This window comes from Lactococcus sp. S64, from assembly GCF_016516525.1.
GTDB lineage: Bacteria > Bacillota > Bacilli > Lactobacillales > Streptococcaceae > Lactococcus > Lactococcus lactis.
The window spans coordinates 303,521-321,251 of sequence record NZ_JACVUQ010000001.1 but is presented as its reverse complement, the minus strand read 5'-3'; the positions used below and the strand labels follow the sequence as shown (position 1 = coordinate 321,251).

Annotated in this window: 20 protein-coding genes; 17 read left to right on the top strand and 3 right to left on the bottom strand. The window is 31.1% G+C overall.

Annotated elements, in window-relative coordinates; translation table 11 throughout:
* Positions 1 to 219 precede the first annotated feature (219 nt).
* Positions 220 to 1,062, bottom strand: coding sequence for an aldo/keto reductase (locus IAE51_RS01535; protein WP_085624938.1), 843 nt, complete (start codon positions 1,060 to 1,062; stop codon positions 220 to 222).
* A 494-nt stretch (positions 1,063 to 1,556) separates the two neighbouring features.
* Here IAE51_RS01535 and IAE51_RS01530 point away from each other — a divergent pair, with 494 nt between their 5' ends.
* The 14 genes from IAE51_RS01530 (at position 1,557) to IAE51_RS01465 (ending at position 11,447) form a co-directional block, all read left to right on the top strand.
* Positions 1,557 to 1,796, top strand: coding sequence for a GlsB/YeaQ/YmgE family stress response membrane protein (locus IAE51_RS01530; RefSeq protein WP_187398338.1), 240 nt, complete (start codon positions 1,557 to 1,559; stop codon positions 1,794 to 1,796).
* A gap of 29 nt (positions 1,797 to 1,825) precedes the next feature.
* The gene (gene amaP, locus IAE51_RS01525) at positions 1,826 to 2,386 is read left to right on the top strand and encodes an alkaline shock response membrane anchor protein AmaP (protein ID WP_143458612.1); all 561 of its coding nucleotides are present in this window, start codon (positions 1,826 to 1,828) and stop codon (positions 2,384 to 2,386) included.
* 9 nt (positions 2,387 to 2,395) lie between these two features.
* A complete protein-coding gene (locus IAE51_RS01520; RefSeq protein ID WP_011835142.1) occupies positions 2,396 to 2,584 on the top strand; it encodes a DUF2273 domain-containing protein in 189 nt (62 codons plus the stop codon).
* Positions 2,585 to 2,604: 20 nt separating this feature from the next.
* A complete protein-coding gene (locus tag IAE51_RS01515; RefSeq protein WP_134794544.1) occupies positions 2,605 to 3,156 on the top strand; it encodes an Asp23/Gls24 family envelope stress response protein in 552 nt (183 codons plus the stop codon).
* Positions 3,157 to 3,289: 133 nt separating this feature from the next.
* Positions 3,290 to 3,466, top strand: coding sequence for a CorA family divalent cation transporter (locus IAE51_RS01510; protein ID WP_370524354.1), 177 nt, complete (start codon positions 3,290 to 3,292; stop codon positions 3,464 to 3,466).
* Positions 3,467 to 3,532: 66 nt separating this feature from the next.
* A complete protein-coding gene (locus IAE51_RS01505) occupies positions 3,533 to 4,462 on the top strand; it encodes a N(5)-(carboxyethyl)ornithine synthase (protein WP_200094572.1) in 930 nt (309 codons plus the stop codon).
* Between the two features lie 474 nt (positions 4,463 to 4,936).
* On the top strand, positions 4,937 to 5,254 hold the full coding sequence (locus tag IAE51_RS01500) for a helix-turn-helix transcriptional regulator (protein ID WP_058202853.1): 318 nt from the start codon (positions 4,937 to 4,939) through the stop codon (positions 5,252 to 5,254).
* Positions 5,251 to 5,928 carry a type 1 glutamine amidotransferase domain-containing protein gene (locus IAE51_RS01495; RefSeq protein ID WP_058204694.1) on the top strand — a complete coding sequence of 226 codons (678 nt, stop codon included), beginning with the start codon at positions 5,251 to 5,253 and terminating at the stop codon, positions 5,926 to 5,928. The genes IAE51_RS01500 and IAE51_RS01495 overlap by 4 nt, the downstream gene beginning before the upstream one ends.
* Complete coding sequence (locus IAE51_RS01490; protein ID WP_200094569.1) at positions 5,929 to 6,843, top strand: NAD-dependent epimerase/dehydratase family protein; 915 nt, start codon at positions 5,929 to 5,931, stop codon at positions 6,841 to 6,843.
* Positions 6,844 to 7,131: 288 nt separating this feature from the next.
* Positions 7,132 to 7,539 (top strand): hypothetical protein, encoded by a 408-nt coding sequence (locus IAE51_RS01485; protein WP_200094567.1) that lies wholly within the window; start codon positions 7,132 to 7,134, stop codon positions 7,537 to 7,539.
* Positions 7,540 to 7,836: 297 nt separating this feature from the next.
* The gene (gene mobC / locus IAE51_RS01480; RefSeq protein ID WP_200094565.1) at positions 7,837 to 8,223 is read left to right on the top strand and encodes a plasmid mobilization relaxosome protein MobC; all 387 of its coding nucleotides are present in this window, start codon (positions 7,837 to 7,839) and stop codon (positions 8,221 to 8,223) included.
* The gene (locus tag IAE51_RS01475) at positions 8,220 to 9,740 is read left to right on the top strand and encodes a relaxase/mobilization nuclease domain-containing protein (protein ID WP_200094563.1); all 1,521 of its coding nucleotides are present in this window, start codon (positions 8,220 to 8,222) and stop codon (positions 9,738 to 9,740) included. Before mobC ends, IAE51_RS01475 begins: the two co-directional genes overlap by 4 nt.
* A gap of 136 nt (positions 9,741 to 9,876) precedes the next feature.
* Positions 9,877 to 10,941, top strand: coding sequence for a hypothetical protein (locus tag IAE51_RS01470; RefSeq protein ID WP_200094562.1), 1,065 nt, complete (start codon positions 9,877 to 9,879; stop codon positions 10,939 to 10,941).
* Between the two features lie 53 nt (positions 10,942 to 10,994).
* Positions 10,995 to 11,447: a hypothetical protein gene (locus IAE51_RS01465; protein ID WP_200094561.1), complete on the top strand. Its 453-nt coding sequence runs from the start codon at positions 10,995 to 10,997 to the stop codon at positions 11,445 to 11,447.
* Positions 11,448 to 11,643: 196 nt separating this feature from the next.
* Here IAE51_RS01465 and IAE51_RS01460 read toward each other — a convergent pair whose 3' ends face one another.
* Both IAE51_RS01460 and IAE51_RS01455 read right to left on the bottom strand, forming a co-directional pair.
* Positions 11,644 to 11,823 carry a hypothetical protein gene (locus IAE51_RS01460; RefSeq protein WP_041168157.1) on the bottom strand — a complete coding sequence of 60 codons (180 nt, stop codon included), beginning with the start codon at positions 11,821 to 11,823 and terminating at the stop codon, positions 11,644 to 11,646.
* An 11-nt stretch (positions 11,824 to 11,834) separates the two neighbouring features.
* Positions 11,835 to 13,604 (bottom strand): oleate hydratase, encoded by a 1,770-nt coding sequence (locus IAE51_RS01455; protein WP_200094560.1) that lies wholly within the window; start codon positions 13,602 to 13,604, stop codon positions 11,835 to 11,837.
* A 695-nt stretch (positions 13,605 to 14,299) separates the two neighbouring features.
* On the opposite strand from IAE51_RS01455, the gene IAE51_RS01450 reads away from it, so the two are divergent.
* The 3 genes from IAE51_RS01450 (at position 14,300) to IAE51_RS01440 (ending at position 17,729) form a co-directional block, all read left to right on the top strand.
* Positions 14,300 to 14,443 (top strand): hypothetical protein, encoded by a 144-nt coding sequence (locus tag IAE51_RS01450; RefSeq protein ID WP_200094558.1) that lies wholly within the window; start codon positions 14,300 to 14,302, stop codon positions 14,441 to 14,443.
* Positions 14,444 to 14,757: 314 nt separating this feature from the next.
* On the top strand, positions 14,758 to 16,482 hold the full coding sequence (locus tag IAE51_RS01445; RefSeq protein ID WP_233611011.1) for a MucBP domain-containing protein: 1,725 nt from the start codon (positions 14,758 to 14,760) through the stop codon (positions 16,480 to 16,482).
* A gap of 596 nt (positions 16,483 to 17,078) precedes the next feature.
* On the top strand, positions 17,079 to 17,729 hold the full coding sequence (locus IAE51_RS01440) for a deoxynucleoside kinase (protein WP_081199726.1): 651 nt from the start codon (positions 17,079 to 17,081) through the stop codon (positions 17,727 to 17,729).
* Positions 17,730 to 17,731: the final 2 nt, after the last annotated feature.

The following is a 17,731-nucleotide window of genomic DNA, read 5'->3' as shown; positions in this document are numbered from 1 at the left end:
TGTTTGATGATGACAATATAAATGTTCTGTAAGGGGGGATATATTATTTAGTTGTGCATGTCATATATTTTTTATTTCGAATATGGGAATATTGGTGGATTCCTTTAAAATGATTCAAAATAGAAGCTAAAAAACCACTTGAAAATTTTAGTGGTTTTTTTTGAAACAATTCTTCATATATTCAATTGAAATTAATTATTCAAGAGCAGAGTGATACAATTACACAAATTCTTCATACTCATTAGGATCTTGATTATCTACCCTGCCATTTTCTTGTTTTAAGGCTGTGATTTTATTAATCTCTTCAGAAGAAAGTGAAAAATCAAAAATATCTATATTTTTTCTTTGGTGTTCTGGAGAAGTTGCTTTAACAATAGGTATAATACCTCTTTCAACTTGCCATCTTAGAATGATTTGACCAGTATCCTTATCATATTTTTGAGCTATGTTTTGAATCAGACTTTCCTCAAGCTCTTTACTACCTCGGCCTAAAGGGCTCCATGCCTCAGTTAGAATGCCATACCTTTTATTAATTTTCAATAGCTTTTCTTGAGGCCAGTAAGGGTGAATTTCATTTTGATTAATTGCTGGTATAACACCAGTTTCTTGAATTATTTTGTCGAGATGGTCTTCCTCAAAATTAGATACCCCAATTGATCTTACAAGACCCCGTTTTTTTGCTGCAATTAGTGCTTTCCAAGCTTCAACATAATTATCCCGCTTTGGTAGTGGCCAGTGGATCAAGTAAAGATCAAAATAGCTCAATCCTGTTCGTAATAAAGACTCTTCAATCATCTTCAAAGCATCTTCAAAATGATGATATTTACCAGGTAGCTTAGTTGTCACAAAAAAATTTGATCGAGGGATACCAGAACGACGAATTGCTTCTCCAACTGCTCCTTCGCTATCATAATTAGTTGAGGTATCAAGTAAACGATAACCGCTTTGTATAGCCGTTAAAATTTGCTCCACCCCTTCATATCCACGAATCTGAAATGTTCCTAACCCTATTTTAGGAATCAAATGTCCATCATTAAGCGTATATTTTTCTTGTTCAATCATTTTCTTGTTCTATTTTCCTTTCTGATTGTTTAAGTTTATGAATATTATGTCAATAATACTAAACTTTTGCAGGTTTTCAAAGTTAATCGAATATCTAATCGTTAACTGTATAGTACAAAGTTTAACGTAACTATACTCAATTGTGAAATAATATGTTTATTATTGTTTTTCCAATAAGCTTTACCTCTATTGTATAAGTTTTATCATACCAGGAGCAAATCTTTGATGCAAATTTAGATATTAAAAAAAGATTTTTAAAACATGCGATTTGATGGTAGCATATAATATTATCGTGCTCAAAAAATGAGAGATATAATAAAAATTGGGGTTAATGTAAAGGACATTATTCAGTTCTTTAATAGTCTTTCTGAGATAGTTGAAGCTAAATATAGTATTAATAAATTATAAAATAAGTCATATCATTTGAATGCGCTTTCTGATTGTGTTAGATTAGGGTTAGATCATAAAATGTATTCTAAAGAAAGAGGTGACATATGATTTGGTCATTAATTGTTGGTGCATTAATCGGTTTAATCGCTGGTGCGATTACAAATAAGGGAAGTTCAATGGGCTGGATTGCTAATATCTTAGCAGGGTTAGTTGGATCTTTTGTAGGTCAAGCCTTACTTGGAACTTGGGGACCTTCGCTTGCTGGCATGGCATTAATACCATCCATTGTTGGTGCAGTGCTTGTGGTTGCTATTGTATCTTTCGTCCTATCTAAAATGAATTAGTAGATCTTAGGATCTAGAAAGGAGGAGTTTTGGCAACTGGAAAGAAAATAATACTCATTATCCTTGATCTCCTTTTACTTACGCTTGTTCTACCAATGACGTGGGATTATTATAATTTCATGGAATATGATTGGATGACAACAACCTCTAGTAACATTCCCTTCATAGGTAAATATATGATAGACTATTTGTTTTGGGGGAACATCGTTTTAACAGTCATATTAATTATCGCCTTGATTGTAATCCTTTTTTATCCTCGAACCTATATGGATGTACAACTAACTTCAAATAATGGAGATTTAACTTTGAAGAAGTCGGCCATTGAAGGATTTGTAGGTGAAAAAGTAAAAGAAAATGATTACCTTAAAAACTCAAAAATCGCTGTTTCACTTTTTAAAAATAAGATAAAAATTGATATAAAGGGTGAGATTATTCCTCGAGTTGAAGTGGCACAAAAATCCCAAGTTCTGGAACAGGAAATCATTGAAGGGTTAAAAAGTTTCTTTGGATTGGAACATACGGTTAAACTTAAAGTAAAAGTCAATACATTAAGTAAAGATGATAACCCTAAACGCCAACGTGTTATGTAGGAGGGATCAATGGATTATTTCGAAAAAAATCGATACCCAATTATAGGGGGAATCGTAGGTGCACTCATTGCTGTGTGTATCTTCACTATTGGATTTTGGAAAATGATTTTGGTTTTATTTTTAATTGGATTAGGAATTTATATTGGTCTATTCTTAAAAAAATCAGGAATCATTGATCAATTTATAGATCGTAAATAACATTATAAAAGGAGAATATTATGGTACAAGAAAATATGAAAGCATTTGGAACAATGGCAGAAAAAGAAACCCCTAAAACAAAGGAAACCCAACCAGAAATTAAGGGAGCTTTGACTTATGAAGATAAAGTTGTGCAAAAGATTGTAGGACTAGCATTAGAATCAGTGGATGGACTTCTTTCCGTAGAAGGTGGGTTCTTCTCAAACTTAACAGGAAAACTTATTAATACTGATGATGTTACAACAGGTGTTGACGTAGAAGTTGGGAAAACACAAGTTGCAGTAGACTTGAAAGTAGTTACAGAATATCGTAAGAATGTGCCTGATATTTATGAAAAAATTAAAGAAGTCATTCGTAAAGAGGTTGCGGCAATGACAGAATTGGAAGTTGTTGAAGTTAACGTAACAGTCACAGATATTAAAACGAAAGAGCAACAAAAAGAAGATGATGTAAGTATTCAAGATCGAGTGACAAGTGCGGCTCAAACAACTGGGAAATTAACCTCTGAACAAGTTGATAAAGTAAAAGACAAAGTAGAAGACAATACAGATAAAGAAGCTAGAGTTAAATAAATTTCTAGATAAATCGTGATTAACAAAAGCCTCTAATATGAGGCTTTTTTAGTAAGTTACTTCAATTATATAGTTTTTTATTTAGATAGAAGTATCAAGTCAATAGGTCTAAGGAAATCTTTCATGATAGACTATATCGAAGCAGTCGAATAATATTATGAAAATATTAACTGAGCTTACCATTGTCTTAACAATACCAACAATTACTTACGGGTTTTGGGGAAATCTCAAGTTGCCTTTTCAAGTCGTCCATTATCGTTCGTTATTTGTAGTGGTTGTTTCGCTTCTAATCAGTTTATTAGTTTGGTAATGGTTAAAAAAGAAAAAATCTTTTTAGAAAAATTTATAAAATTATAAAAGAAAAGAAGGAAAAACTATGAAAATTGGCCTAGTAAAAGCAAACTTCCCAGGAGAGAGACGAGTTCCACTCTTACCAAAAGACATTAAAGATTTTAAAAATGAAATATTGGTAGAGGAGGGGTTTGGTAAATTTTTAGATATTGATGATCAAGATTACATTGATAAAGGATGTCATATTTTATCAAGAGCTGAAGTTTTTGCGGAATCAGAGGCGATCTTCTCACTAAAACTCATCCAGCCCACTGATTACTCTCATCTTAGAGAGGGGCAGATGATTATAGGGTGGACACATCCTTTTGGTTCAGGACAACCATTCATGGAAGAGCAAGCTCTATCTAAAAAGTTAATTGTAGTAGATTTAGATAGTAATTCACCTTGTATTTATTATGAAAATGAGATATTTGAATCAGATATTCCGAAGGGGCTATTATATAAAAATAGTTTTTACGCAGGATATGCAGGGGTTATAGATGCTTTATTGCAATATGGATTTATTCCAACTGAAGAGACAAAAATAGCTATTTTAGGTTCTGGAAATGTTGCGCAAGGTGCCTTTAGTAGTATCTCAAAATATTCCTCAAACATCCGAATGTATTATCGAAAAACAATGTCAATTTTCAAAGAAAATTATACAAAGTACGACATCATTATCAATGGAATTGAAATTGGGAAAGATGATGATCCAATTTTAAGTTTTTCAGAACAAAAATCATTGAAAAAAGGGACATTTATTATTGATATAGCAGCTGATGCTGGAAACACTATTGAAGGAACGCATTTTACCACTATGGATGCCCCGATCTACGAAAATGATGGAAAATACTATTATGTTGTTCCTAATACTCCATCACTCATCTATCGAAATGTGAGTCAAGAATTAAGTAAGATTTTGAGTGAGAATATCTTTAGTGAAGATTGTTCACGATTTTTAAGTATTAAATCTTGAAGAAACAATTATATTTCTTTGAGTATTAATTCCATTGCCGCAGCAGCAATAGTAGCAAAAAATATATTAGCTCATTCTATCAGAGGAAGGTCTTTCAACTATTTTAGCTTGAACTTAACTTTAAAAATCCACTATTATACTGGCTTTTTTTAAGTATTAAAATCTGATATTGAGGTCGGTATTGTATTTAAAAAAATTATTAGCCATTCATTGGTCGTTCAATAAGAAAAAGCAAACTTTTTCTCAAAGATAAATTCATTGTTACCTCAGATATAATGAAACTTTCTTGTATCAGAAGAAATCGCTACTAAGACAACATTAGATAGAGGATATTATATGTATCTTCTTTTTTTTTTGATATCCAAGAAATAAATTAAAAACACCTAAAATAAATCTCTTGACTTCTTAATGGTTTAATGGTTTAATTTATTAAACCATTAAAAGAATGAATGTTTATAGAAAATAGGAGATAAAATGGAATTAAAAACACAATTCTCTGAACTGACCGAGTTTTTACAGGCTTTGGGTAATACGAATCGGCAGGATATTATTATGGCACTGCTTGATAATCTTTCTTGTGAAGGACTTCGAGTCGAGGAAATAGCCCACAAAATAAATTTGTCAAGACCAGCAACATCACATCACTTAAAAGTATTAAAAAGTGTTAACATGGTTGATTTTAAAAGAGAAGGCACCAAAAATCACTACTATCTGACACACAATACGGAGAATATAAAAAGATTAAAAGATTTGTTAGATAATACCCTGGAAATAATGGAGGAAAAATCATGAAAAAGGTCTTAATAGTTGAAACAAATGTTGAAAAGTATGGCGATAGTTATGAAGCTACCGGCTTATGGCTGGGGGAAGCGGCAGAATTTGTTGATGAGCTAAATAAGGCAGGAGTTCAGTATGATTTTGTTAGTCCTAAGGGAGGATATGTACCTATTGACCCAAGAAGTATGAAATATGTTGATGAATCAATTATGAAAATATATTCTAATCAAGATTTTATAGTTCGTGGACTGTCAAATACTTTATCGCCTAAACAGGTGAATCCTGCAGATTATTTTGCTATATATTATACAGGTGGTCATGGAGTGATGTGGGATTTTTATCATTCAGAAGAGATAGAGCGTTTAGCAAGTGAAATATATGAAAATGAAGGTTATCTTTTATCAGTTTGTCATGGTATTGCTGGGCTTTTCAACATAAAAGATGAGGCAGGAAATTATTATATTAAAGATAAGAATATCACTGGCTTTACTAAAACAGAGGAAATTCTAGCTGGAAAAACTAAAATAGTACCTTTTTTTAATAAAGCTGAAGCAATAAAAAGAGGGGCAAATTTTAAGAAGAAAAGATTTTATAAGGAATTTGCCATTAAAGATGGACGAATCATTACAGGACAAAATCCTTTTTCTGTAAGAGCAGTCGCAAAACAATTTCTTGAGGAGGTAAAATAGGTGCAAACAGTATTAGGTAGTAAAGGACAAATAGGTCAGGAAGTTGCAAAGGAAATATATCGAAAATATAGTAAAAAAATTCGTTTAGTTGGACGCCACCCTAAAAAGATACATCCAACAGATGAACTAATTTCAGTGGATTTAATGGATTTTGAACAGACAAAAACTGCCATAGATGGGAGTGATATTGTATATTTCACTGTAGGATTACCCATGGATAGCTCACTTTGGGAAGCCAATTTTTTAATAATTATGGAAAATGTTATTGCTGCATGCAAACTATATGGCAGCAAATTAGTATTTTTTGATAATACCTATATGTATCCTAAAGATAGCGAACCACAAACCGAGACTACACCATTTATTCCAATAGGAAGAAAGTCCATTGTACGTGCAAAAATGGCTGAAATGGTCTTATCTGAAATACACAATCATGAGTTAGATGCAGTGATATGCCGAGCACCAGAATTTTATGGACCGGATAAAACACAAAGTATCACTAATACAATGTTTTTAGACAAAATTAAAGAGGATAAGACGGCTAGTATCCCCATAAATTCAAGTTGCCAGAGAAGCTTGATATGGACACCTGATGCGAGTCGTGCTATGGTCTTAATTGCAAATACACCTTCAGCCTACAATCAAACTTGGCATTTGCCCTGTGATAAACCATACAGTTATAACGAACTGAAACAAATTGCAGAAAAAGTATTAAATAAGAAAGTAAAAGTCAGAGTGATTCGAGAGTGGCAATTTAACCTCATTAAGCCATTTAATAAAAGTATCCAAGAACTAAGCGAATTACTTCCACGCTATCGTCAAGATAATCTATTTGTTTCTGATAAATTTAAGAAGCAATTTCCAGATTTTAAAATCACGACTATTGAGGAAGGACTCTCAACTGTTTTAGATTGAACTTAACTTAAAGAAAGCCACTATTATAATGGCTTTTTTTTAGTATTAAAAGGTCGGTATTAGGTTCAGTATTAGAGTCAGTATTGAAAAGTGTTATCGATCTTAAGACTGGACTAACAATTATTTATAGCCATGCCTTGAGAAAAAGTAAGACTTTTTTAGAAGAAATTTTATATATTTTTTTGCAAGAATAAAGAGCAACAAGTTTGAATGAAAGCTCTAATCTTTTAGGAATATTGTCTAAAAATCAACCAATGGTATTACTCCCTTCTAAACCTACAAAAGAAAATGAAGAAAAACTTCTTATATATTATCGTGCTTCAGTCTCAAATAAAGAAAAAAATTAAGATAAAAGATAAAGAAAGTTTTAATTACTTGTTTAGTCAGTTAATCAAAAAAACAACGAACTCCATTGAAAAAGGAGTGCCTAATCAAAAACATTTTGAATATTTAGCAGTATGTTATGCCTATGGAGTAAGAGAAAATACAATATCAGTTTTTGAAAAAAACAATTTATTTTTAGATGAAACCAATGAAAAACTTTTGGAACTTTCCCTTCAAAATATTCTAAAAGAAATTCATCTGATCCAAGAAAAGCTTTCAAAAAATGATACATCTGATTCTAAAAACAAAAATTCTAGTCAAGATTTACTACACGAAAAACTCGATAATGCAGAAAAAGAACAAAACAAATAATGTTTTTTTAGAATAAATAGGAAATCTTTAATGATTCAACATAAGAAATTACATGATTCAAAAAATAGCGGGGCTTGGGGTGCAACCTCAAAACTAACACTAAAATTTAAGCTTGTATGAAGCTTAAGTTTTAGTGTTTTTTCGTAGGTGTCATGACACCTGCTATGCTTGCCACAATGAGGGGTTTCCCTGGAGGGGCCTCAAAAAGCGTAGCGTTTGTGCCTCTCGTTGTGCAGCCGCGAAGCGGCTGGGCGCCAAATTTTTTCCCACTATAAATATATATGAAAGGAAATTTAAATGCCAAAGAACAGAGAAAGAAAAATTCCATTTCAATTTTACGTTAATTCGGATGAAGAATTTATCATTCGAGAGAAGGCTGCAAGTTGTCACAAAAATATAAGTGCCTATCTTCGTATAATTGCAATTAAGGGCGCAATTCATGAAGTCAATTTTCAGGAACTTGATGAATTTTCAAAGCAACTTTCTCAACTTCGATTTGAATTTAATCGAATCGGAAATAACATCAACCAGGTTGCCAAAAAAGTAAATTTAATTGATGAAGTAGATCAGGAAGACATGGAAGTGTTGCAGGATGAAATGAGTGATATTCAAAAAAACTATCGTCAATTGAGTCGAAAAATATTAAATGAAGTTCAAACTGTAGTTAGGAAATTGGAAGAATGACGATTACAAAAACTATCCAAATTAAAAGTGAGTGGCAACTCGCATATTCATTAGACTATATTATTAATGCAGACAAGACTAGAAATGAAACTTTAGTTAGCGGTCATGCTTTAAATAATATTCACAATGCAGAATTTGAGATGTTGCGTACACGTCGCTTTGCTCAAAAAATGAAGGGAACCTTTTCTAATGGAAAAGGAAAAGTTTTTGCACATCATATCATTCAATCTTTTGATCCAAAAGATAATATTACTCCTGAACAAGCTCATGAGATCGGTGAAAAGATGATGCCGCAATTTACTGAAGGGAAGCATGAGTTTGTCATTGCTACACACGTTGACCAAGATCACATTCATAATCACATCATCTTTAATTCTACATCCAACGTTGACTTAAAAAAATTTCGTTGGAAAAAAATCACTGCATACAACCTTAGGAAAATATCAGATGAAATGGCTTTGGAATATGGTATTCAACCTTTGAAAAAAACATTAGACTCTAAGTATAAAGCTTATGAAAAGTATAGAAAAGAGATGACTTTCTCAAATGAGATTAAACAAGGTTTAGATTTTTTAATCTCACAATCGAGCAGCTTTGAAGATTTTAAAAATAAATTACCGCTCTTAAATCTTCAAGGTGACTTTTTTACTAATTCTGGAAAATTAAAAAAATATGCCACTTATAAGCTTTTGGATTTTCCTCAACAAAGAGCCAAACGTGATAATACTTTGAACAAAAATGGAGATTATCTTTTAAAAAATCTTGAGGAAAAGTTTAAACAAAATGAAGTCGTGTTATCTGAAAATGAAATTATTGAGGGATATGAAAAAATTAAGCGTGATGTATTTGCATTGCCTGACGTTGAAATTGTGATAGAACCCTGGCAGATTTCTCAGAAAGATGAAGATTTTATTTATCTTACTTTTGATTATGGTATTAAAAATCAAGGGGAGGTTCGGATTCATAAATATCAATTTTTAACTCAAGATAATGGAAATTATAAGTTGCAAATGAAGCACTCAGACTTCTTTCTATTAGTCGATTCAGAACATCAAAGTAAAAGTCGTTTTATAAAATCAAGTGTCCTAGTTGAACAGCTGACAAGCGACAATTTACGTCCTGCAACAAAATTTTATTCGGCTAGGAAAGAGTTCATTTTTGCCCTGGACTCTCTCAATTTCTTGGCACAAAAAGATATTCATACTGGAGAGCAGGTAGAAAAATATTTTTCAGTTATGAAAAGTAAACTCAAAGATTCATCTGAAGCAATAGAAAATGTAGATCGTAAAATAGAGGCTGTTGTAGAGCAATATAAATATAAAGCTCCAAGCCTGGAAGTCAAGAAAAAACTTGAAGGCCTCTATCAACGAAATGAGGAGCTGAAAAAAATGCATCAAGAGATTGAAAAGAGTATTGACCAAATTGAAAAAATTTCTGAATACTCTTTAAGCCATAAAAATAGAATTAAGTATCTTCCAGACGAAAAACAAAAATCAGCAAAACACGAAAAATTTTAATACCAGTAAACATAAATACTTCTTTTTATCTATAATTTTTGTAATGTATAGGACTTAGTTCTTTTAAGTTAATTACTTAAGTAAGAGTAAAATGGTATAATAAGCTAGGTTCTGAAAGCGTTAGCTTTAAGTATATTTGAAAATTATTTGGGAGCATGGGTTAGGAAATGATGATAAAAACTTACTAAATATTGAAAAGAATATCATTAATCAGATTCTATATCAAATTCCAGTGTCAAAAATTCCTTTGACAAACTTTAAGATAAAAAGAGAAATTACATTTATACAAAAAATTTTCTTTATAGTAGAATTGATATTAATCACAACTTTAATCTTTAGAAAATCTGAAGTGGTTTTATTTATATTTTCAATTTTTGAAAAATACGTTTCTCATATCGGTATTATCTCTGGCATCTATACACTACTTTCATTTTTGGTGATATGGAATGTTTGGATGATACTAAAATATGTTCCTATAAAGAAACTAAATTTAAAGTTTCAAAATGTCGAGGCAGAAATCAATAAAAAAGACGATGAGCTATTTGAAAAATATGCTGACGAAATTGTATACCTTCTCAAAAAGTCAGGGAAAGAAATTCTAGTTATTGAAGATTTAGATAGATTTAAACAATTAAAAATTTTTGAGAAACTAAGGGAACTAAATATTAAAGTAAATGATAAACTTAACAGTTCTAATAAAAAAAAGTTTACATTTATTTATGCAATCAAAGATGATTTATTCGATGAAAATAAGGATAGAACTAAATTTTTTGATTTAATTATTCCTGTAATCCCTTATCTGAATGCAAAAAATTCTTACGAACAATTAAAATTGTTGTTTTCAAAAACATATAATATTAGCGATAACTTAGTTTATCTTTTAAGCTTTTACATTGATGATATGCGATTACTATTAAATATTTATAACGAATTTGTTGTTTACAAGAATGAACGGCAAAATCCTGCTTTTAATGAAGATGATAAGCTTCTTTCTCTAGTTGTATGTAAAAATCTTTTTAATAAGGATTATGAAGACTTAAAGTTTAGAAAAGGAAAATTGTACGATATTCTTACTTTAGTCGAAAAATATAGAGACAATATAAGAAATGAGATTCAAAAAGAAAAAATTGAATTAGCAAGAGAAGAAGAACAACGAGAGCTTAAACATTTAAACAGCAATTCTTTACACTGGGTGTCATAAAAAAACATATTAAAGAGTGAAAATTACAAAAATAATAATGAAAGCGGGGAGTAATGATAGAAAGATATTCAAAACTTGAAGGAACTTGGGAAATCAAAGCAACGACATTTCCTATGTGGCTGTCTGGGAAGAGAAAATATCCGCGTATTACCTATAAACTGACAAATAAAACAAGAGTAGAATTTCTTGACATAGTAGAATATGAGGTTAAAGGTCATACGAAAAAAATCAGAGGACTTGATTGTTTGAAAAAAGGGAGATTCATTTGGCGTGGACTTGGTTTATTGAAAATCTTAAGTAGTCAGTGGGAAGTAGTTACAATGAAGGATGACATTTTAATAATACGATTCGAAAAGTCTTTGCTTACGCCATCTGGTATCGATATTTTAGTAAGGAAAGGGAAGAATATTACGGATTTTCAAGATAAAGTAGAATATACCTATGAGAACATTGGTTTGAGAGCAGAGGAAAAAGTAAAAATCAAGTGGATTGAAAAAAATATATGATTAGCAAAGCTCGCTAAAAAAAGGTTTAAATAAAAAACAAATAAAAGAACTCATTTTGAGTTCTTTTTACCATATCTTATCCTAAAATGAGTTTAACAGGAGACTTTGAAATAGAACCCAATAATTAATCATTAAAAAATTAATTACAGTAAGTCTATGTGTTATAGCTTTTTTACTATCTATTTCTAAATAAATTTTATAATCCTTCACCCTTTGTTTTTGTTTCACGAATATAGACTGGGATATTTTTTATTTCAGATTTTGGGACTGGCTTCTTATTAATAGGAATGATTTTTAATAATTCATCTCTATAACAATATCCAAGAACTGTTCCTGCAACAAGAGTAGTAGCTAATAATAATTTTCCTTTTTTCATCTTTATTCCTCCTATAATAAGTGTTGATCGACTAATATTTCTTCAATGTATGTTCCTTTAATTTTCTTAAGAAATGCTTCTAATCCAAATTTTTCAACTTTTGTTAAAGGTAAGTCACGTAATCCTTTTTTATCATTAAGATAATAGATAGCATTTAGAATCATGCGCATATCAAAAGAAGAATCAAATACTTCTGGAATTCCACGGTCTACATCTAGTAATTGATAAACAGCTTCCATGGCTGTACGAACCGAATATTCAGTAGTGAAGACTGTATCGCGTTCTGTTTCAGCAAAGTTTCCAACGAATGCTAGATTAGCTGAACCATCCGGTACCACTTTTGGACGATCTCCAGCTGCTCTAGGCATAAAGTAAGAAGTAATATAAGGCATGTTTGTAGGAACAGCTTTCACTGTTGCTGCAATTTCTGAAATTTTATTTTTAGGAACCCCAATGTGATATAAGAATTCTTCGCATATTTCACGACCAGTACAGTCAGTAATTTTTTTAGGAATATAATTTCCGGGTAAATCTGAAAATAGACCGTACAACCAAACAATTAATTCATTGTCTTTTTGTTGCTCAAAGTGAGGCTGACGACTAATGGAAATCCCTAATAACCAATTAGAGTCACGAATTGTTATAGGACCACTTGTTACTAGAGAACCACTATGCGGCTCTTTACCTGTAATAGATTCTAAAAATGGAATGACTTGATCATCTGAGAATGTTAAAGTTGTTGAATTTACCCAATTTGCATCGGGAATATTACGATAAAATTTCCAAGGACGACCAAAAGATTTATCTTGTTTGGCTATATTTTCCCATAATTGCCAACTTTGTCCTACTTCATGTTCTTGAGGTGCAGGATGTTCGGTATCTCCATACGTTGTACTTTCAGTAATTGAACCATTAGTTACAATGACCAAATCATCTATTGCCAAAGGTAACACTTTTGTTTGACCAGATTCAGTAAGCTGAATTTCTGTGGCGATTTTTTGACTGTCCGAACGGTTCACTATAATATTATCGACAACTGTATCATATTGGAAATGTACATTATGCCCTTCTAAGTAATGGATCATTGGTTTTACTAAAGATTCATATTGATTAAATTTAGTAAATTTTAACGCTGACATATCTTTTAGTGTGCCTACATGCTGTACAAAACGTAGTAAGTAACGGCGCATTTCCATCGCACTTGCCCATGGTTCAAAAGCAAACATTGTAGACCAGTATAACCAAAAGTTAGATTCAAAAAATTCATCAGAAAAGACTTCATTGATTTTAACATCATCTAATTGACTTTCTGATGTTAAGACTAGTTTTAATATTTCATCAATAGCTTTACGAGATAACTTTAATTCTCCGTCATTTTCTAATTGTTTTCCGCATTTTTCAATTACACGTGTTTTAGAATAACTTGGATCTTCTTTATTTAACCAATAAAACTCATCTAATACTGAAATTTCTGGATTTTCAAGAGTTGGAATTGAACGGAATAAATCCCAAAGGGTTTCAAAATGGGCTTCCATTTCACGACCACCACGGATGATGTAACCATGTGATTCATTATATATTCCATCCATACTACCACCAGCTAAAGAGAGTTCTTCAAAAATATGAATATTTTCTCCGGGCATTTGACCATCTCTAATTAAAAAAATTGCCGATGCTAATCCAGCAAGACCTGAACCAACAATATAAGCTGATTTATTTTCTACATTTTTTGGTTTTTTAGGTTTTGCAAATGCTTCATAATTTCCGTTACTGTAATACACAAATGGGCCTCCTTTGTATAGACACTAAATAAATGTCCTTCTTAACTTGATTATAGACTTTTCATTATTTTTTGTAAAGAAAACCCTTTCAAAACTATTAGACAAATCAACAAATTTGTCTATTGTACTAAAGGCAAATAATTAGACACAAAATGAGTTATATTTTTGGAAAGGTTATAATAAACTAGACACAAAGTTAAGAGAAATCATGGAAAGGTTTATTATGGCAAGAAGAAAATTCGACATGCAATTTATTTGGTTGCAGGGCTCTTCACAGCTTATAGTATTCGTGGAAACATTGGACTTGGAAGTAACTCAATTAATTTACTCATAAGATATAATATGCTTCCAGGTATTTTTGTGTTTGTAATCACATTTTGCTTCTTCATGGTACTAAAAAATTATAAAATAGTATATTATTTTGACATGTTTCCCGAGTAATAAGTTCAAAAGAAAACTGTTATTGAGTCGCGATGAAGATGTCCCTACTGAAATATGGTCTATCTCCGTGATGGGTTCTTTCAAGAAATCGATGTGGTCACATTAGCGATTCAAAGCGGTGTAGTTAAGAAAATGAATGATATGAACATTTAAAAAGATTGCCCATTTGGGCAGTCTTTTTTGCCTAAAAAGACGGTGTATTAATATCCAAATAGTTCTAAAATAAGTATATAAAAGAAAGAGAGAAAGAGAATATGCCAGTACTAAAGGTAGATATTGATTACCCAGATGAATATATAAAGAAACTTTGGGATGATGCAGAAGTATTTGATGTTATAGCTTGGTGCCTTAATAAAAAAACAAAGAAGAATGATATCTCAGCAACTCTCTTTATTTGATATAAAAAAAAGAAAATGGTTTACAAATATATTTAGCTGAAAAAAGGCAACTTAAAGAACTTTATATTCAAGGTTATCGCCTTGTCACTGATAATTCGGAGATTGAATCGTTCCCTCTATTTATGTTTGTTGCGATAATGTAAAAAAACTACCGTAATTTTATGATAAAATAATATAAGTGTTTTTTAAAAAAAGTATTGTATTTTAGATGCTTTTTCTGTATTTTTTTAAAAATAGAGTTGGTGTTTTCGTATATTTTTGTAACATAAGAATTTTTCTATGTTGAATTTTGAATATAAGGTGAGGGATGTAAAATGAGAAAAATAAAAATTTTTGGATTGATATCGACAGGTATAATTATTTCAACAAGTATGATGCCGATTATTGCAGATACAAAAGACGTTCCAATAAATGAAACGACACTTACTAGTATTCCAAAAGTCAATTCTGAAAGTAATAATATGGTGCGAAATCTGGGAGGTGTTACTGGAAGATGGTTTGTTATTAATGGTAAAAATGAATTTTTTAGCCCAACAATAAATATTCAAAAAGACAGTACAGCTCCTATTGAGTTTTCAAAAATTATTTCACAAAATTCAGGGAGTAGTTCCAACTTTTCTGAAAAAGTATTATTTTCTGATGCCATAAGCATAAAAGCTTTACCTGAAGTTATTGTACCTTCTGGAACAACTTATAGTATTGAATATACTATTGATAAAACTACATTTAATAGCATGCCTCCTGCTGATATTACAAGCTTAAAAGGTATTATAGTTACCTTTTCTAAAATGAATGCTTCAGAACGTGTAGAAATAAAAAATTCGGCTGTAGTTAAGTGGAACAATACCCATTCTGGTCCAAATGATTTAGCTCAATTTTTTGAAGACGATAGACTTCAGAGCACTATTTATTTTGATAGTTACCGTATGGTTACAGCTACTTATAAAGATGAATCGGGAGCTGATTTATCTGAGCCTGAAGTTTTTTATGGAGTTTTAGGGGATAAATACAATACTTCTGCAAGAACAATACCGGGTTATAAACTTACAGTAATGCCTAATAATGCATCAGGGCAGTTTAGCGATGATGATCAAACTGTCTCATATATTTATAAAAAAGAGGTGGTTGCTGGTGGTGATGTGACGGTAAATTATGTAGATGAAGATGGGAAAGCAATTCCCAATGTTCCTGCCCAAACTATTAATGGCAATATTGGTGATTCCTATGATGCAACAACAGAGGCTTATAAGTTAGAAATACCAGGATATACATTAGATGAAAACAATCTCCCATCTAATGGGAAAGGGATTCTGTCAGATAAAGCCCAAATGGTTACTTATGTTTATAAACAAATTAAAGATCAATCAGTAGTTATTGTGCATGACTCAGAAATCACAGTTGGTGATGAATGGAAGCCAGAAGATAACTTTAGCAGTGCCACAGATTATTATGGAAATGTGGTTCCTTTTTCAGATATTAGTGTTGAAGGGCAAGTAGATACAACAAAAGAAGGAATTTATAAAGTCACGTATAAAAGGCTTGTGCCCAACTTCTATTTAACTTCCGAAAATCAAGGTTCTTACTCAGCTGTAGCTACAATTACTGTAAAAGATGCCCAACCTGTAAAAGGTGGAGATGTTATTACTAAATATGTAGATGCAGACGGGAATAAAATTACAGATGATACTGTGAAAATGGGTAACATTGGTGAGACCTATAATACAGAACAAAAAAATATTGAAGGATATACCTTCAAAGAAGTTCAAGGTAATATAACTGGTCAATTCACGGATCAAATTCAAACTGTAAACTACGTATATACTAAAAATAAATTAAATCCAGTGATCCCTAAAACAAAACCAGATAATAAACGAGGTTCTAAAGGCAATAAAGAAGGAACAACATCTTCAGAACACCATAGTTTACCTGCAACAGGGGAAAATGAAAGACTGATGACGATGAGTATCATCTTAGGAGCAATTCTTATAGCTTTGGGAGCAGTTTTATCGGTTTTCCACATTAAGAAAGTAAATAAATAATACCAAGAAGAAGTTATGGGTCATAGCTTCTTTTTATTTATCAAAAAGACGTGGTCACTTTAGCAATTCAAATGAGTGTGGTTAAGAAGATGACGAATGGTACTCGTTTAATGGTCAGAAGTTAGGTCGTGGAATTTTTAGCGTTAAGGAATACCTAGCAAGTGTTAATTTGTTTTTGAAACGCTTAAAAACTTAAACAGAGAATCGCTACAATTTTTCTAAAATAAACAATTTACATAAATAGTATTATGAAAATAAAAAAGTTGACTACCAAGAGTCGACTTTTTATTTGTAAATTTATGTTAAATAAAATAGAAATATCACATTTTTTTATTAAATAAATCGCTTAGTAAAAGCTATACACAAACAAATGTAAAAAAAGTTTGACATTTTTGCAGTTTAAACACGCTACTATATGTTGTGTTGTGCTATAATAAAAAGCGTCGCAAAACACAACATGTAGTAACTTGTGTTTTATTGACGTTTGTTTCACGTGGTAACATACAAAATCGTCTTATTTTCAATAAAGAAAATAAGCAGTATATATTAACTCTTATAGTCTATATTAATAGATTTATTAGAATAGGAAGGACATAATGTCAGTGTTAGTCTTAGCAGGTACAATTGGGGCTGGAAAAAGTTCCCTTACAGAAATGTTGGCCAAAGAATTAGGTACGGAGGCTTTCTATGAAAGCGTAGATGACAATAAAGTTTTACCTCTTTTCTATAAAGATCCTCAAAAATATGCTTTTTTACTTCAAATATATTTTTTAAATAAGAGATTTGATTCAATAAAACAAGCATTATCAAACAATAATAATGTTCTTGATCGATCGATTTATGAAGATAGTTTACTTTTTCACCTTAATGCTGACCTGGGAAGGGCAACAGAAACAGAGGTTGAAGTTTATGATTCATTATTAGAAAATATGATGCAAGAAATCAATATATTAACTTTTAAGAAAAAACCAGATTTACTCATTCATATCAGTGTCTCCTTTGAAAAAATGTTGGAACGCATCCAAAAAAGGGGTAGAGAATTTGAACAGTTAGAATATGACCCAAGTTTGTTTGACTATTATCAAGAACTTAATAGAAGGTATGAAGATTGGTTTGATAATTTTGATATTTGCCCTAAAATACAAATTGATGGTGATAAATTTGACTTTGTAGAAGAAGAATCAGCGCGTAAGATTGTTTTAAATAAAATCAACGATAAATTAAAAGAAATTGGAAAGGACAAGTAAAA

Excerpts from the sequence above, each read along its gene's own strand:
- IAE51_RS01535 (WP_085624938.1), bottom strand. The coding sequence starts at position 1,062 with ATGATTGAACAAGAAAAATATACGCTTAATGATGGACATTTGATTCCT.
- IAE51_RS01530 (WP_187398338.1), top strand. The coding sequence starts at position 1,557 with ATGATTTGGTCATTAATTGTTGGTGCATTAATCGGTTTAATCGCTGGT.
- IAE51_RS01520 (WP_011835142.1), top strand. The coding sequence starts at position 2,396 with ATGGATTATTTCGAAAAAAATCGATACCCAATTATAGGGGGAATCGTA.
- IAE51_RS01515 (WP_134794544.1), top strand. The coding sequence starts at position 2,605 with ATGGTACAAGAAAATATGAAAGCATTTGGAACAATGGCAGAAAAAGAA.
- IAE51_RS01505 (WP_200094572.1), top strand. The coding sequence starts at position 3,533 with ATGAAAATTGGCCTAGTAAAAGCAAACTTCCCAGGAGAGAGACGAGTT.
- IAE51_RS01500 (WP_058202853.1), top strand. The coding sequence starts at position 4,937 with ATGGAATTAAAAACACAATTCTCTGAACTGACCGAGTTTTTACAGGCT.
- IAE51_RS01495 (WP_058204694.1), top strand. The coding sequence starts at position 5,251 with ATGAAAAAGGTCTTAATAGTTGAAACAAATGTTGAAAAGTATGGCGAT.
- IAE51_RS01485 (WP_200094567.1), top strand. The coding sequence starts at position 7,132 with ATGAAGAAAAACTTCTTATATATTATCGTGCTTCAGTCTCAAATAAAG.
- mobC (WP_200094565.1), top strand. The coding sequence starts at position 7,837 with ATGCCAAAGAACAGAGAAAGAAAAATTCCATTTCAATTTTACGTTAAT.
- IAE51_RS01475 (WP_200094563.1), top strand. The coding sequence starts at position 8,220 with ATGACGATTACAAAAACTATCCAAATTAAAAGTGAGTGGCAACTCGCA.
- IAE51_RS01465 (WP_200094561.1), top strand. The coding sequence starts at position 10,995 with ATGATAGAAAGATATTCAAAACTTGAAGGAACTTGGGAAATCAAAGCA.
- IAE51_RS01460 (WP_041168157.1), bottom strand. The coding sequence starts at position 11,823 with ATGAAAAAAGGAAAATTATTATTAGCTACTACTCTTGTTGCAGGAACA.
- IAE51_RS01450 (WP_200094558.1), top strand. The coding sequence starts at position 14,300 with ATGCCAGTACTAAAGGTAGATATTGATTACCCAGATGAATATATAAAG.
- IAE51_RS01445 (WP_233611011.1), top strand. The coding sequence starts at position 14,758 with ATGAGAAAAATAAAAATTTTTGGATTGATATCGACAGGTATAATTATT.
- IAE51_RS01440 (WP_081199726.1), top strand. The coding sequence starts at position 17,079 with ATGTCAGTGTTAGTCTTAGCAGGTACAATTGGGGCTGGAAAAAGTTCC.